This is a genomic window from Thermohalobacter berrensis, from assembly GCF_003609645.1.
Lineage (GTDB): Bacteria > Bacillota > Clostridia > Tissierellales > Thermohalobacteraceae > Thermohalobacter > Thermohalobacter berrensis.
On record NZ_MCIB01000023.1, the window covers coordinates 34864 to 49616 of the forward strand.

Genomic DNA, 14753 nt, shown 5'->3' on the forward strand with positions numbered 1-14753 from the left:
AATAAAGAAAATTAATAAAATTAAGAACACATTTATATTGTTAGGGGGCCTATTTATGAAAATAGAATTTTTAGGAGCTGCTAAGGTTGTAACGGGCTCTAATTTTTTAATTACCACAGATAAGTATAAAATTTTAATTGATTGTGGAATGTTTCAAGGAAGTGAACAATTAGAGAAGTTAAATTTTGAAGATTTTAAGTTTGATCCTTCTGAAATAGATTTTATGCTTCTAAGCCATGCACATATAGATCATAGTGGCAGGATACCTAAGCTAGTAAAAGAGGGCTTTAATGGTAAAATTATATGTACGAAGGCTACTAAAGATTTATGTGATATTATGCTTAAAGATAGTGGTCATATACAGGAATCTGATGCAAAATGGGAAAATAAAAAGAGAAAGAGAGAAGGTAAACCTTTAGTAAAACCACTATATACCGTAAAAGATGCAACTGTTAGTTTAAACTATTTTGATCCTGTTTTATATGACCAAAAAATTGATATAAATGAAGATGTAACAGTAAGATTTAAGGATGCTGGTCATATATTAGGTTCATCAATAATTGAGCTTTGGATAAAGGAAAAGGGAAATACAGTAAAAATAGTTTTTACTGGTGATTTAGGTATGAGGGATAGACCAATTATAAGAGATCCTGAGCTAATAGAAGAAGCCGATTATCTTATTATTGAATCAACATATGGTAATAGGCTACATGAAAATGCAGAAAAAAGAACGGAAAAATTAGTAGAAATCATTAACTCTACTGTTATGAATAATGGTACAGTAATAATTCCTTCTTTCGCTGTAGGACGAACACAAGAGCTTATTTATGAACTAAATAAATACTATGAATACAATAAAAATCTTGACCAATTTATGAAAATTCCTATATATATAGATAGTCCAATGGCTGTATCAGCCACAGAGGTTTTTCAGGAAAATACCTACTGTTTTGATGAAGAGGCTAAAAAATTGATATTAAGCGGAGATAACCCATTTGAATTTAGCAACCTTCACTATGTTAGAGATCAACAAGAATCTATGCGTTTAAATAATGCAAACTATCCAAAGGTTATTATTTCTGCAAGTGGAATGTGTACTGCAGGAAGGGTTCGTCATCATTTGAAACACAATTTATGGGATGAAAAAAATAGTGTTGTTTTTGTAGGATATCAGGCAGAGGGAACCCTAGGAAGAATATTAAAGGATGGAGCAAAAAAAGTAAAGCTTCTTGGAGAAAGAATAGCAGTAAAAGCTAAAATATATGATATAGAAGGTTTTTCAGCCCATGCAGATAGGGATGAATTAATCAGATGGCTTAATGGATTTAAAAGTATGCCTAATAAAATTTTTATTGTACACGGAGAAGAAGATTCAGCTGAAGAATTTGCAGATTTAGTTTCTGAAAGGTTTAATGTTGAAACAATTGTTCCAGATATGGGAGATGTTTTTGATCTTAAGGATGAATTTTATAAAGAAAAATCTGGAGAAGTATTAAAACCACTTCAGCAAAAAGAAAATATACAAGAAGAGTTGCAGAAGGTTTATGATGAATTTGAAATATTAGCTGCTAAAACGGACCAACTTATTGATAAGGATTTTCTTAAGGATAATTATGATAAGCTTAATAACAAACTTCTAGAGCTTCAACAAAAACTAATGGATATAAATATTATGTTAGGTAAATAAATTAAACTGCGTCCAATTGGACGCAGTTTAATTTATCCTTTTACACTTACCATTAAAAAATGCTCCTCTGTCTATAATAAACTTTTTAGTTATAATATCACCTGTAAGTATACTGTTTTCAGTAAGATGAATTTTAGTTTTTGCTTTAATATTACCATTAACTTCACCATTAATAATTATATTATCAGCTTCTACATTTCCAATAATTTTACCCGTTGAGCTTATATATACATTATTTGCAGAATATATATCACCCTTAAAAATACCATTAATTTTAATATCTCCAGATGCATTAAGTGTACCTTGAAAGAGGGCATTCTTCTCAAGAACCATTAATGATTTAGATTTACTCATAGTTCGTCCCCCATAAGGTTATTTTAATTATATTATATTACTTTTGGGGAAAGAACTAATGAGGCTTAGATACTAATTTTATATCATACTTAAGTTCTAATTGTCAGTTTCTTCCTTGAGCTTTTCTACAGCAGCACTTACTGAATTGGAGGCATCTAGCTGTACTTGAGATAATTTCTTTAAATTATCTATTTCATTATTTATTTTCTCTATTTCAGTAGATAATTTTACTAATATATCATTAATCTCTTTAGCAAAGTTTTCACTCTCATTTGCAAGCTTTTGAATCTCACTAGCTACTACAGAAAAACCTTTTCCATATTCTCCTGCCCTTGCAGCTTCTATATTGGCATTTAATCCTAATATTTTAATTTGCTGAGCTATTTTATTTACATACTGAACAATCTTGTCACTTTCCTCAATATACTTGTTTGAGGCTTCCGTTGTATTTACTAACATTTCACTTACATTATGTATGTCCTCTACAGAAGTTGCTATTTCTTCTAATCGATTTTGGACTACTAAAGAAGTTTCATTTATTGCACTCATTTGAGCATCAAGCTTTTCTAATGTTTCTATATCCCTTTCAACTAAAGTCATTATAAGGAAAGCACCTTGAGAATCAATAATTTTACAGTCATCTCCATATTTATCATGAAGTGTGTTAGCTACATTCTCTATCCCAGTAGCTTCTATAATCATATCTGTATCTACAGGGTTTATATCTTCTATAGATGTTGAGGTATCAACATTTAATTTCTTTGCAAGTTTAATTCCAGATGCATTTACATTGGTATCAATTATAACACTTACATGGACCTCATCTAATCGAGCTAGTGATTTAAGAATAGCTGTTCCACCTTTTCCAGCTCCAACTATTGCAACCTTCATATATTTGTCCCCCTTTAATATAACCTTATATTTAATTTTATATTATAAGACAAGAATTTTCAATTTTATATAAAAAATAGAAAATAATTTTTGCTGAAATTTAGCAATAAGTATAATTATTGCCACATGGGATTACAATAATTAAAAAAGGGTGATATCTTTGCTATATATAGGACTTATTTTCATAATAAATGGCTTATATCTTATTCTAAGTGATGTATATGATTTAAAAGTTTTAATAAAGGACAGGGAATTTATAAAAAAGAAAGGCTTTAAGGTAGATACTTTTTATGAGTTAAAAGTTTCGGTAGGACTTCTATCAATAGCTTTAGGAATTTTCTCCGTATTAAATTATATTTACTATTAAAAGGGTGTATTTATGAGAAGATATTTGGCTGTTTTTTTTACTATAATTATTTTAATTTTAAACATAAATAATACTGTTATTGCAGATAAAAATAAAAAAACTTTAATTATCATTGTAGACAAGTTAGATTTTTTTTTGGCTAAAGAAATCTATAATGATAAAAACATGTCTATAGGGCTTATGAATATAAAAACTGGTAACATATATAAAAATAATAGTCAGGAAAGTTTTTTTACTACTATTTCAACTGGTAGAAGGGTAAAGGTAGAAAAAGGACTTTTTAAAGGAATTACTAAAAAGTCAAAAGGATTATATATAAAAGGATATGATGACATTTTTAGTTTTTCCTGGGAAATAGATATCTTCGGTCAGTTTTTTAAAAAGCAGAAAATTAAAGTTGGATATATAGGAAAGGACCCTTCAGCAATTATTGCTGCTGATAAAAATGGATTCATAGAATATGGGGAAAATAAGGTAATATATAACCTTTCATGGCTTGAATCAGAAATAGAAAATATTTATAAAAAAGTTGATATTCTTATACTTTCATATAAATTTAAAGAGGAAAATAAAAGGATTAGAATACTAAACAATCTTTTAAAAAATATTGACTATCAATACCTTCTTATTTTTCCACAAGATATAAAGGGAGATATTAATAAAAGGTGGAATACTACGCTAGTTCCATTGTTATATAAACTTCCCTATTCTAAAAAAGGTATTCTTACAAGTGGTACAACCAAAAGAGTAGGAGTAATAACAAACTTAGATATCTTTCCAACTATAGCTTCAATTTATAATATAGATAATTCAATGTTTATAGGAAACCCTATTGAAGTAATAGATAATAAAAAGGCCTTTAATATATCAAAGGATAATCTAATAGAGTTTTTAAACTTAAATATTATTAAATATATTATCCATGGAATTATTATTTTATCTCAATTTTATATTATTTTAAAATGGAATAGTAAAGATAAAAAGAAAATCAGAAATTTAAAAACAGTTTCTACTAGTATATCAGCTGGGATATTTATTTCTTTGATACTGGGTTTATTAGATATCCATAAAAGTATAATCTTATATGTATTAATTTTTTTACTATCTTCCATAACAGTATCATTTATATTTTTAAAAAAGGAAATTAAAGTTGTGATGTTATTATGTATAGGAACAAGTTTTATGATATTATTTGGTATATTTATATATAAACCGATTATTTATGATTCATATATTGGATATAACAATATAGTAGCAGGTGGGAGATTCTACGGTTTAAATAATGAGATAATGGGTGTACTGTTATCAACCTCTATAATAGGATACTTTTCCTTAAGAGAAAAAATAGAAAATAGTATTATTAAGAATAGTATTTTATTTTTATATTTCCCATTAGTAATTTTATCTCTATCTAATAGATATGGAGCTAACTTCGGGGGCTTTTTAGGAGCCATAACAGCATTTTTAATGATTATATATATAATTATTTTTGGAGCTAAACTAGAAGAAAAAAATTTTTTACTATTAGCATCTATAGGGGTTGTAATTTTTTTATTTAATATATATTTTGATGTAAATAATGCTGAAAAAACACATATTGGTAACTTAATTGAAAGAATTAATTTAAATGGATTAAATGAGTTTGTAACGGTATTTATTAGTAAAATAAAGCAGTTTATGTTTATGATTGTAATTCCACCATGGAGTATTATATTTTTAGGGCAGCTATATTTTATAATAAAAATATATAAATCTGAAAAAGGACTATTATTTAAAATTAAAGATATATATCCAGAGATTATGAAGGGAATGTATGTAGTTTTTATTACTTCAGTTGTTGTTCTATTTATGAATGATACTGGGGTTATTTCCTTTGTATATATGAATACATATCTAATATCAATTATTATAAATTTATTAAATTAAACATAATAGGGGGACAAAATATGTTAAAGAAGCTTTTAAATAAAGATACTATTAAATTAGATATAGTAGCAAATGATTGGAAGGAAGCAATATTTAAGGGATGTGAAATACTTTTAGATAAAGGATACATAGAGAAAAAATATATAGATTCAATAATAAAAAATATTGAAGAAAATGGGCCCTATATAGTTATAACTAAAGGTGTAGCATTTCCACATTCTAAACCAGAGGATGGGGTTAACCATCTAGCGATGAGTCTAGTTACTTTAAAAGAGCCAGTTTATTTTGGCCATGAACAAAATGACCCTGTAAGATTAGTTATTACACTTGCAGCTGTAGATAGTAATACACACTTATCTGCATTAAGTAAATTTATTAGTCTTTTAAGAAGTAGTGAAGATATAGAAAAAATTATTAATTCTAAGACTAAAGAAGAAGTTATAAAAATAATTGAAAAGTTTTAAAAGAATAAATATCGAATAATAACAAATTAAGAGAAAGATAAATATACAGGAGAAAAGATACAAGTTAAGGTCATAATGATAAATGTGATATAATAATATTAATAAATTGTAGGATGTGGTAAATATGCCAGTAACTATTAAAGATGTTGCTAAACTTGCAAAGGTATCTCCATCAACTGTATCAAGGGTTATTGCTGAAAGCCCCAAGATTAGTGAAGAAACAAAAAAGAGAGTATATAAAGCAATGAAAGAGTTAAATTATTATCCAAATGCCATAGCTAGAAGTTTAGCAAACAAATCCTCTAAAACCTTAGGGATAATTTTGCCTAATACTGCTGAAGACTTATTTGTAAATCCTTTTTTTATACAGGCTATGAGGGGAATAAGTACTTATGCTCAAAAAAGAGGGTATTACATAATGCTTGCCTATGGGGAAGAAGAAGAAAATGAAATAAATATCATAAAAGATTATACAAATAGTAAATTAGTAGATGGAATTATTCTTTTGACAGTAAGACAGAATGATAAAGCAATAAAATATTTAAGAGAAGCAAGACGTTCCTTCGTTGTTATAGGTAGACCAAAAAACTTAGAAAATGTTTTATGGGTAGATAATGATAACTTTAAAGCAATGTATGATGTAACTACATATCTTATAGAAAAGGGACATAAAAACATAGCTTTTATCGGTGGACCATATAATCTAAATGTTACTAAAGACAGATTTGAAGGATACAAAAGGGCACTTGAAATTAGAGGTATTTCATTAGATAAGGAGTTAATAAAGGAAGCGGATTTTAATGAAGTTAAAGGATATCAAGCTATGAATGAGATATTAAAAAATAAAACTCCTTCAGCTGTTATTACAACAGATGATCTTATAGCCTTTGGAGCATTAAATGCTATTAAAGAACAGAATAAAAAAATAGCATTAGTGGGATTTAACAATACACCACTGGCAGCTTATCAGAAGCCTACATTAACTTCGGTGGACATTAATGCAGAAAAATTAGGTTATAATGCTGCAAAGCTTTTAATAAGCAAGTTAGAAAATAAGAAAGTTGATAAAAACCATTATATTGTTGAAACAAAGTTAATTGAAAGGGAATCTACAAAGGGGTAAAAATAAAAAACACAATAAATTTGACCCTACTTGTAAAAAAGTAGGGTTATTTTTTACTTGAAATTCATAAACTGTTATACAACAAATAAAAGAGGAGAATGTCTGATGTATAAAAAAGAGGATTTGTTAGATATGGTTTATACAGGTGATGATTTAGGAGCAACATACAGGAAAGATTATACTATATTTAAAGTATGGTCTCCTGTGGCAGATAATATGAAGGTAGTAGTTTATGAAAATTATGATGATAATGTGGGAACAGAATATCCTATGAAGTTAAGTGAAAATGGAGTTTGGGAACTGAAACTAAAGGGTGATTATAAAAATAAGTATTATAATTATAGGGTAACTATAGATGGAGTTGAAAAGGAGACACCAGATCCTTATACAAAGGGTGCTACAGCTAATGGGAAAAAGGGAATGATAGTTGATTTTAAATCAATTAATCCTAAAGGATGGGAAAATCATAAAATTCCAAAGGCTTTAGAGCTGACAGAATCGGTAATATACGAAATACATGTAAGGGATTTTTCCGTATCAGAAGATTCAGGAATAAAAAATAAAGGAAAGTATCTTGCCTTTACTGAGAAAAATACTAGAGGTCCACATGGTATTAAAACTGGCTTAGACCATTTAATAGAATTAGGAATTACACATTTGCATTTATTGCCAGTTTTTGATTTTGCAAGTGTGGATGAAACTAAAGAAGGAGAATATAATTGGGGTTATGACCCTTACCTTTATAATGTTCCAGAGGGCTCCTATGCAACAGACCCTTATGATGGAAGGGTGAGGATTAGGGAATTTAAAGAGATGGTTAAAACTCTCCATGAAAATGGTATAAGGGTTGTAATGGATGTTGTTTACAATCACACATATACAACAGGTGACAGTCCCTTTGATATACTTGTACCGAAGTATTATTATCGTACTGATATTGATGAAATCTATACAAATGGTTCAGGTTGTGGTAATGAGATTGCAACAGAAAAACCTATGGTAAGAAAGTTTATTCTTGATTCAGTTAAGTTTTGGGCAACAGAATATAAAATAGATGGATTTAGATTTGACCTTATGGGGCTATTGGATATTATAACAATGAAAGTAATTGAGAAAGAATTAAAAGAAATTAATCCTAATATTTTAATATATGGAGAGCCTTGGACAGGAGGAGCTTCAGCTTTACCATTTGAAAAGCAATTCAAAAAGGGTAGCCAAAGGGGAATAGATATTGCAGTATTTAATGATGATTTTAGAAATGTAATAAAAGGTGATAATGATGGTATAGAAAGAGGATTTGCAACTGGAAAATATGGACTTGAAAAGGAAATTAAAAAGGGAATAGTAGGAAGTATACACTATAATGATGAAATTGTAAGTTTTACTGAAAATCCTGTTGAAACTATTAATTATGTAAGCTCCCATGATAATCTCTGTCTATTTGATAAGATAGAAAAGAGTAATCCTGATAATACGCCTAAAGAAAGAGAAAAAATGAACAGATTATCATTGGCATTAATTATAACCTCACAGGGGATACCATTTATACAGGGTGGTACAGAATTTTTAAGAACTAAATTTGGAGACCATAATAGTTATAATTCAGGTGATAATATAAATAAAATTAAGTGGAGCAGAAAAGCTGAATATAACCAAACCTTTGAATATATTAAGGGTTTAATTGATTTTAGAAAAAGTCAAAGGGTAATGAAGCTTAATAAAGCTGAAGAAATTAAGAGTAGTTTAACCTTTATTGATACCCCTGAAAATTGTGTAGGATATTTGTTAAATTCACCTTATAGTGAAGATTATCAATATATATTAGTAATCCACAATGCCAATAGGGAAAGTGTAGAGATAAAACTACCTATGGAAGGTAAATGGAAGGTAATTGCTAATGAATATAAAGTTAATAAAAATGGAATAGAAAATGAAAATATATACTGTGAGGATGTAGTAAATGTAGAATCAATATCCACCTATATTTTATGTAAGTAAACTATAAACAAAAAATTATCGAGGGGGGTTTATCTCCCTCGCTTTTTAATTGTCTACTAAAATTAACAAATCTAAAGGTTTAAGATTAATTTTTAGTCTTTTATCATTAACTTTAAGTACTTTATTAGATAAAATATCTTTATAATTTTTACTATCATTAGGTATATTAATAGATACTTGTTTTTCTTTATCCCGTATATTCATAACAACAATAACAGAATCTTTCCCTTTTTGTCTTATATAGGAAATGAAATCTTCATCATAGTCTAATAATCTAAATTTCCCTTCTTTTAAAGCATTATTATTTTGTCGAAGGTTTACTAATTTTTTATAGAATTTTAACATCTTTGAACTATCAACTCTATACCACTCCATGTCCCTTCTATTATCAGGATCATCTCCACCAGCCATGGCAATTTCAGTTCCATAGTATATTACAGGTATTGCAGGATAGGTCATTACAAATGTTAAAGCTTGCTTTAAGTATTTATCTCCATGTTTTCCTACTGCAGTAATAAACCTTTTATTATAGTGGTTATCCAAGAAAACCCCATTGATACTAGGATAGCTAAAGAATCTTTCTCTTTTTATTGCATTAATTAAGGCAGAAGTTTTTCCATACCATGTAAATGTTTCCCTTATTCCTTTAAATAAAGAGTAATTTGTTAGTCCATCAATACCAAGCTTGTGGTATAACTCAAGGTATCTTGGATTTTCGCTCCAGACTTCACCTAGAAGGTAAAAGTCAGGGTATTCTTTTTTTATTCTATAGGCAAATTCATTCCAAAAATCCTTTGGTACATGCTTAACATTATCTAGTCTCATACCGTCAATATCTGTTTCTTTTATAAACCATAATGCGTTATTAATTAAAAAGTTTCTGACCTTTGGATTACTCTGGTCTAGATCTGGAAGTCCATAAATCCAACCATTTTCTAATTCAGTCTGGTCATTCCAATCATGTATATCTTTCTTAGGGTGGAACCAGTCTTTATGTTTTTCGTCTTTAAGCCATGGTGATTTATACCCAGTATGGTTTACTACATAATCAAGCATAACCTTTATATTTCTCTTATGTGCCTGATCTACAAGCTTTTTTAAATCTTCTAATGTACCTAAGTGGGGGTCTAATTTATTAAAATCAGTAATCCAATATCCATGATATCCATAGGATTGATTTTTATAAACAGGAGTTATCCATATAGCTGTTGCCCCTAAAGATTTTATATAGTCTAATTTTTTTATTATACCCTTTAAATCTCCACCATGAAATGCTTTAGGGTCTTTTTTGTTAACATCTTTAAAATTATTATTACTTTTATCACCATCATAAAAACGGTCAGTCATAATAAAATATATTAAATCTTTATGGGAAAAATCTCCACCATCGTTCTTTACTTTTAATATAGTTTCTTCATTTGATTCTTGATTTTGTGAAATAGGTTCAGGTTCATTTATATTACTACACCCTATACTAAGAATAAGTGAAAAAATAATTACAAAGCTTATAAACTTTTTAAACATTAATATTCCTCCCAAAGATTTTAATACCAATTTAATAAGACAGTTAATGTTAAAAAATAATTAGCTTTGTTAAAGTATAATTCTATTTTAGGTACTAATTACCTTTTTAAGAAAAAATTAAATTTTAGTAATACTAATAATATTTTTATGACATTTTACAAATAAATTGTATTTATTAAATTTTTTTAATCCTACTTGATTTTTTGTAAAAAATATATTACAATAATGTAAACATTTTATTTTTATAAAAAAACAATAATAATTATGCAGACAATAATGTTGAAGGGAGGAGAATATACTGTCTGAGAAATCAGAAAAACAAATTCATCCTATACTTAAATCCTATATACCGATTGTAAAGGGGTTGGGAAGGACACTTGGTAAGCATTATGAAATCGTTTTACATGATATATCCCAGTCAGAGTCATCAGTTATAGCTATTGAAAATGGTCATATTACTAAAAGAAAAGTAGGTTCTCCAGTTACAGATTTTCTTTTAGAGTTACTAAGTTTGAATAAAGAAAATGGAAAGGATATGGCGTTAAATTATATTTCTAAAACTAAAGATGGGAAGAGATTAAAATCATCAACTATTTTAATAAAAGATGAAAATGGGAAAGTAATAGGTTGCCTTTGTATTAATTTAGACTTAACAGCAATTGAAGTATCAAAAAAATTTCTTGATGAAATATCAAAGGTAGAACATGAAAATTCAACAGAGAGTTTCCTAGAAGATGTAGAGGACTTTTTAGAAGTAATGATTCATAAAGGACTATCTATAGTGGACAAGCCAGCTAATTTACTTACAAAGGATGAAAAAATTAAAATTGTAGAATACCTTAAAAATAAGCATGTATTTAACATAAAAGGAGCCGTAGATGCCGTAGCAAAGGAATTAAATGTTTCAAGATATACAGTTTACAACTATATTGATGAAATTAATTCAAAGGACATTTATAAATAAAAAATGGAGGGATATTAGTGAAAAAATACAATAAAGCAGAACCATTCAAAATTAAGATGGTAGAGCCTATAAGACAAATTCCTTATGAAGAGAGGCTTGCTGCATTAGAAAGGGCTGGATATAACTTATTTGCCTTAAATTCAGAAGAAGTTTATATTGACCTTTTAACTGATAGCGGAACAGGAGCTATGAGTGATAATCAATGGGCAGGAATCATGCTAGGTGATGAATCATATGCTGGAAGTAAAAACTATTATCATTTAGCAGATACAGTTAAAGATATATTTGGCTATAATTATGCAATACCAACTCATCAAGGTAGAGGTGCTGAACAAGTTCTCTTTCCTCTTTTAATAAAACCTGGTCAATATGTTATAAGTAACATGCATTTTGATACTACTAAAGCCCATGTTGAAATAGCAGAAGGACGTGCAATTAACTGTGTAATTGAGGATGCCTTTAATACAGAAGAATATCATCCTTTTAAAGGAAATTTTGATGTAGATAAAATGGAAGAGTTTATTAAAGAAAAGGGTAAAGGAAATATTGCTTTCATAATAATTACAGTTACTTGTAATAGTGCCGGTGGACAACCTGTTTCTATGGAAAACATTAAAGAAGTTTCTGAGATTGCTAAAAAATATGACCTAAGAGTAATTATTGATGCTGCTAGATATGCAGAAAATGCATATTTCATTAAAACAAGGGAAGATGGCTATGGGGATAAATCAATAAAAGAAATTGTAAAAGAAATGTTTAGTTATGCTGATGGTTTTACTATGAGTGCTAAAAAAGATGCAATTGTTAATATCGGTGGTCTTATAGGTATTAAGGATGATGAAGAATTATTTAATAAAGCTAGAGCAAGATTAGTGCCACTTGAAGGATTTGTAACTTATGGTGGACTTGCAGGAAGAGATATGGAAGCCCTTGCTAGGGGATTAAAAGAGGGAGTTCAATTTGAGTATTTAGAATATAGAATTGGTCAAGTAGAGTATTTAGGAGATAGATTAAGAGAAGCAGGAATTCCTATTCAGTATCCTGTAGGTGGACACGCTGTATTTGTTGATGCTAAGAAATTATTACCACATATTCCTTATTATCAATTCCCTGCCCAAGCCTTAGGTAATGCCCTTTATCTAGAGGCAGGAGTTAGGGGAGTTGAAATAGGTTCATTCCTATTAGGAAGAGACCCAGATACTGGTGAACAAATTGAATCACCTCTAGAATTATTAAGATTAACTATACCTAGAAGGGTATATACTAACAATCATATGGATGTAGTAGCAGATGCCTTAATAAGTATTAAAGAAAAATCAGAAACATTAAAGGGACTAGAAATAGTTTATGAGCCTAAGATATTAAGACACTTTACTGCTAAACTAAAGCCTGTTGAATAATAGGTTTATATTAAGTAGAAAGATTAGCATATAAGCTGTTAATCTTTCTACTTTACTAACATAATTTAAATAACAGAAAGGGGTTTTCAGATGGAGCAGCGTGAAACGTGGACAAGTAGAATTGGCTTTATCCTTGCCTGTATTGGAGCTGCAATTGGGCTTGGGAATATATGGATGTTTCCTTGGAGGCTAGGAAGATATGGGGGAGCAGCCTTTTTAGTACCATACTTTATATTTGTATTTATTTTAAGTAGAACAGGGCTAATGGGGGAATTTGCCTTTGGTAGAGCAAGACAAAAAGGAGCAATAGGTGCATTTGAAGATGTATTTAAGGAAAAAAACCTCCCCTTTGGATCTTTAGTTGGAACAATCCCTGTTTTGGGAGTTTCGGGGGTTTTTATTTTTTATCTAGTTGTAGTAGGTTGGATTATAAAATACTTTTCAATTTCACTTTTAGGTACATTTAGTAAGGTAGATATACCAGCATATTTTGGGGGATTTGCTGGACAACCTGAAAGTATATTTTGGCATTTACTTGCTATAGTTATTACTTTACTAATTGTAAACCTTGGAATTGCTAAAGGTATTGAAAGGGCTAATAAATATATGATGCCATCCCTTTTTATTATATTAGTACTTTTAGCTATAAGGTCAGTAACACTTGAGGGAGCAAGTGAAGGTTTAAAATTTATGTTTCTACCTGATTGGTCTTATCTATTAAAAGTAGAAACATGGGTTATGGCCCTTGGACAATCCTTCTTCACTGTTTGTCTAGGTGGAGCTGCTATGGTAGTATATGGTAGTTATCTTAAAAAAGATGAGGATATTCCTTCCTCAGCATTCAACACAGTAATATGGAATACTGTTGCATCATTACTTGCAGCTACAGTAATAATACCTGCAGCCTTTGCCTTTAATCTAGATCCACAGGCTGGACCTCCTCTACTTTTTATTACTGTACCATTCATATTTAAAATGATGCCAGGAGGATATATATTTGGTATTCTATTCTTCTTAAGTGTAGTATTTGCAGCATTTTCTTCCGCCGTTAATCTTATGGAAGTTCCTGTTGAAGCTGTAATGGACCGCTTAGGATGGACTAGAAAGAAAAGTACAATAGTTGTTGGTATTTTAGGATTTTTATTCGGACTTCCATTAGATTTAAGTGTAGATAGGCTTGGTAAATTTGCAGACTTTGTAAGTGTTTATCTTGTTCCACTTGGAGCAGTTTTAGCAGCTATAGCTTTCTTCTGGATTTATGGAATTAAAAAGGCTAGAATGGCAATTAATGAAGGGGCTAGTAAACCTGTAGGAGAATATTGGGAGTTCCTTGCCAAATATGTTTTCACACTTGTGTCTATTGCAGTATTAATTTTAGGCATTGTTTTTGGAGGAATTGGTTAATATAAAATAGAATTATAAAATATAGCAAAAAATATAAAATGGAGGTAGTAAAGATGGCGAAAAAGATTGGTATTACAGCTAAGAATTGTGCGGCTGCTATAGGTCCGTACTCCCATGCAAACAAGTTTTGCAACCTAATTTTTACTAGTGGACAAATTCCTTTTACACCTGAGGGTGAATTGATAAGTGAAGATGTTCAAGAACAGACAAGACAATGCCTTGAAAATGTTAAGGCTATATTAGAAGAAGCTGGAAGCAGCATGGATAATGTGCTTAAATGTACTATTTTTATTAGTGATATGAATGATTTTCCAAAAATAAATGAAGTTTATGCGGAATATTTTGGTAAACCTTTTCCAGCACGTAGTTGTGTAGAGGTAGCGAGATTACCTAAAGATGTTAAGGTTGAAATTGAAGCTATAGCAATAGCTGAATAAAGCTTTAATTCCCTATATCTATGAAAGATATAGGGAATTTTTTATTGTGACACAAGGACGTTTCCTTTGTCATTATTGCAGATGGAGTTGTGTATTGGTAAACTATTAGTTTTTTTAAGATAAAATTAAAAAAATGATGCAACCGTTTGCATAATTATGTTATAATAATTTTAAGATAAGAATATAAAAGAAATATCTTGTTAGATATAGAAAA

Annotated in this window: 13 protein-coding genes; 10 read left to right on the top strand and 3 right to left on the bottom strand. The window is 29.3% G+C overall.

Going from position 1 to position 14753, the window contains the following annotated elements; all coding sequences use genetic code 11:
* Positions 1-55 precede the first annotated feature (55 nt).
* The gene (locus BET03_RS09170) at positions 56-1687 is read left to right on the top strand and encodes an MBL fold metallo-hydrolase RNA specificity domain-containing protein (protein ID WP_120169595.1); all 1632 of its coding nucleotides are present in this window, start codon (positions 56-58) and stop codon (positions 1685-1687) included.
* 27 nt (positions 1688-1714) lie between these two features.
* On the opposite strand, the gene BET03_RS09175 is transcribed toward BET03_RS09170, so the two are convergent.
* Positions 1715-2041, bottom strand: coding sequence for a bactofilin family protein (locus BET03_RS09175; RefSeq protein ID WP_120169597.1), 327 nt, complete (start codon positions 2039-2041; stop codon positions 1715-1717).
* A gap of 96 nt (positions 2042-2137) precedes the next feature.
* Positions 2138-2932, bottom strand: coding sequence for a methyl-accepting chemotaxis protein (locus BET03_RS09180; RefSeq protein ID WP_120169599.1), 795 nt, complete (start codon positions 2930-2932; stop codon positions 2138-2140).
* A 160-nt stretch (positions 2933-3092) separates the two neighbouring features.
* Here BET03_RS09180 and BET03_RS09185 point away from each other — a divergent pair, with 160 nt between their 5' ends.
* The 5 genes from BET03_RS09185 to pulA all read left to right on the top strand — a co-directional run bounded on the left by BET03_RS09185 (position 3093) and on the right by pulA (position 8810).
* Positions 3093-3299: a hypothetical protein gene (locus BET03_RS09185; RefSeq protein WP_120169601.1), complete on the top strand. Its 207-nt coding sequence runs from the start codon at positions 3093-3095 to the stop codon at positions 3297-3299.
* 12 nt (positions 3300-3311) lie between these two features.
* The gene (locus BET03_RS09190; protein ID WP_120169603.1) at positions 3312-5225 is read left to right on the top strand and encodes a hypothetical protein; all 1914 of its coding nucleotides are present in this window, start codon (positions 3312-3314) and stop codon (positions 5223-5225) included.
* 20 nt (positions 5226-5245) lie between these two features.
* Entirely contained in the window at positions 5246-5689 is a 444-nt protein-coding gene (locus BET03_RS09195) for a PTS sugar transporter subunit IIA (protein WP_120169605.1), read from the top strand.
* Positions 5690-5813: 124 nt separating this feature from the next.
* Positions 5814-6812: a LacI family DNA-binding transcriptional regulator gene (locus tag BET03_RS09200; RefSeq protein ID WP_120169607.1), complete on the top strand. Its 999-nt coding sequence runs from the start codon at positions 5814-5816 to the stop codon at positions 6810-6812.
* Positions 6813-6917: 105 nt separating this feature from the next.
* Positions 6918-8810 carry a type I pullulanase gene (pulA, locus tag BET03_RS09205; protein WP_120169609.1) on the top strand — a complete coding sequence of 631 codons (1893 nt, stop codon included), beginning with the start codon at positions 6918-6920 and terminating at the stop codon, positions 8808-8810.
* Positions 8811-8855: 45 nt separating this feature from the next.
* Here pulA and BET03_RS09210 read toward each other — a convergent pair whose 3' ends face one another.
* Entirely contained in the window at positions 8856-10334 is a 1479-nt protein-coding gene (locus BET03_RS09210; RefSeq protein WP_120169611.1) for an alpha-amylase family glycosyl hydrolase, read from the bottom strand.
* 346 nt (positions 10335-10680) lie between these two features.
* Here BET03_RS09210 and BET03_RS09215 point away from each other — a divergent pair, with 346 nt between their 5' ends.
* The 4 genes from BET03_RS09215 (at position 10681) to BET03_RS09230 (ending at position 14539) form a co-directional block, all read left to right on the top strand.
* Complete coding sequence (locus BET03_RS09215; protein ID WP_279230379.1) at positions 10681-11298, top strand: helix-turn-helix transcriptional regulator; 618 nt, start codon at positions 10681-10683, stop codon at positions 11296-11298.
* Positions 11299-11315: 17 nt separating this feature from the next.
* The gene (locus BET03_RS09220; RefSeq protein WP_120169615.1) at positions 11316-12698 is read left to right on the top strand and encodes a tryptophanase; all 1383 of its coding nucleotides are present in this window, start codon (positions 11316-11318) and stop codon (positions 12696-12698) included.
* Positions 12699-12788: 90 nt separating this feature from the next.
* Complete coding sequence (locus tag BET03_RS09225; protein ID WP_120169617.1) at positions 12789-14102, top strand: sodium-dependent transporter; 1314 nt, start codon at positions 12789-12791, stop codon at positions 14100-14102.
* Positions 14103-14155: 53 nt separating this feature from the next.
* On the top strand, positions 14156-14539 hold the full coding sequence (locus tag BET03_RS09230; protein ID WP_120169619.1) for a RidA family protein: 384 nt from the start codon (positions 14156-14158) through the stop codon (positions 14537-14539).
* Positions 14540-14753: the final 214 nt, after the last annotated feature.

Bases quoted from the DNA above. Each gene is read 5' to 3' on its own strand.
- BET03_RS09170 (WP_120169595.1), top strand. From the start codon at position 56: ATGAAAATAGAATTTTTAGGAGCTGCTAAGGTTGTAACGGGCTCTAAT.
- BET03_RS09175 (WP_120169597.1), bottom strand. From the start codon at position 2,041: ATGAGTAAATCTAAATCATTAATGGTTCTTGAGAAGAATGCCCTCTTT.
- BET03_RS09180 (WP_120169599.1), bottom strand. From the start codon at position 2,932: ATGAAGGTTGCAATAGTTGGAGCTGGAAAAGGTGGAACAGCTATTCTT.
- BET03_RS09190 (WP_120169603.1), top strand. From the start codon at position 3,312: ATGAGAAGATATTTGGCTGTTTTTTTTACTATAATTATTTTAATTTTA.
- BET03_RS09195 (WP_120169605.1), top strand. From the start codon at position 5,246: ATGTTAAAGAAGCTTTTAAATAAAGATACTATTAAATTAGATATAGTA.
- BET03_RS09200 (WP_120169607.1), top strand. From the start codon at position 5,814: ATGCCAGTAACTATTAAAGATGTTGCTAAACTTGCAAAGGTATCTCCA.
- pulA (WP_120169609.1), top strand. From the start codon at position 6,918: ATGTATAAAAAAGAGGATTTGTTAGATATGGTTTATACAGGTGATGAT.
- BET03_RS09210 (WP_120169611.1), bottom strand. From the start codon at position 10,334: ATGTTTAAAAAGTTTATAAGCTTTGTAATTATTTTTTCACTTATTCTT.
- BET03_RS09225 (WP_120169617.1), top strand. From the start codon at position 12,789: ATGGAGCAGCGTGAAACGTGGACAAGTAGAATTGGCTTTATCCTTGCC.
- BET03_RS09230 (WP_120169619.1), top strand. From the start codon at position 14,156: ATGGCGAAAAAGATTGGTATTACAGCTAAGAATTGTGCGGCTGCTATA.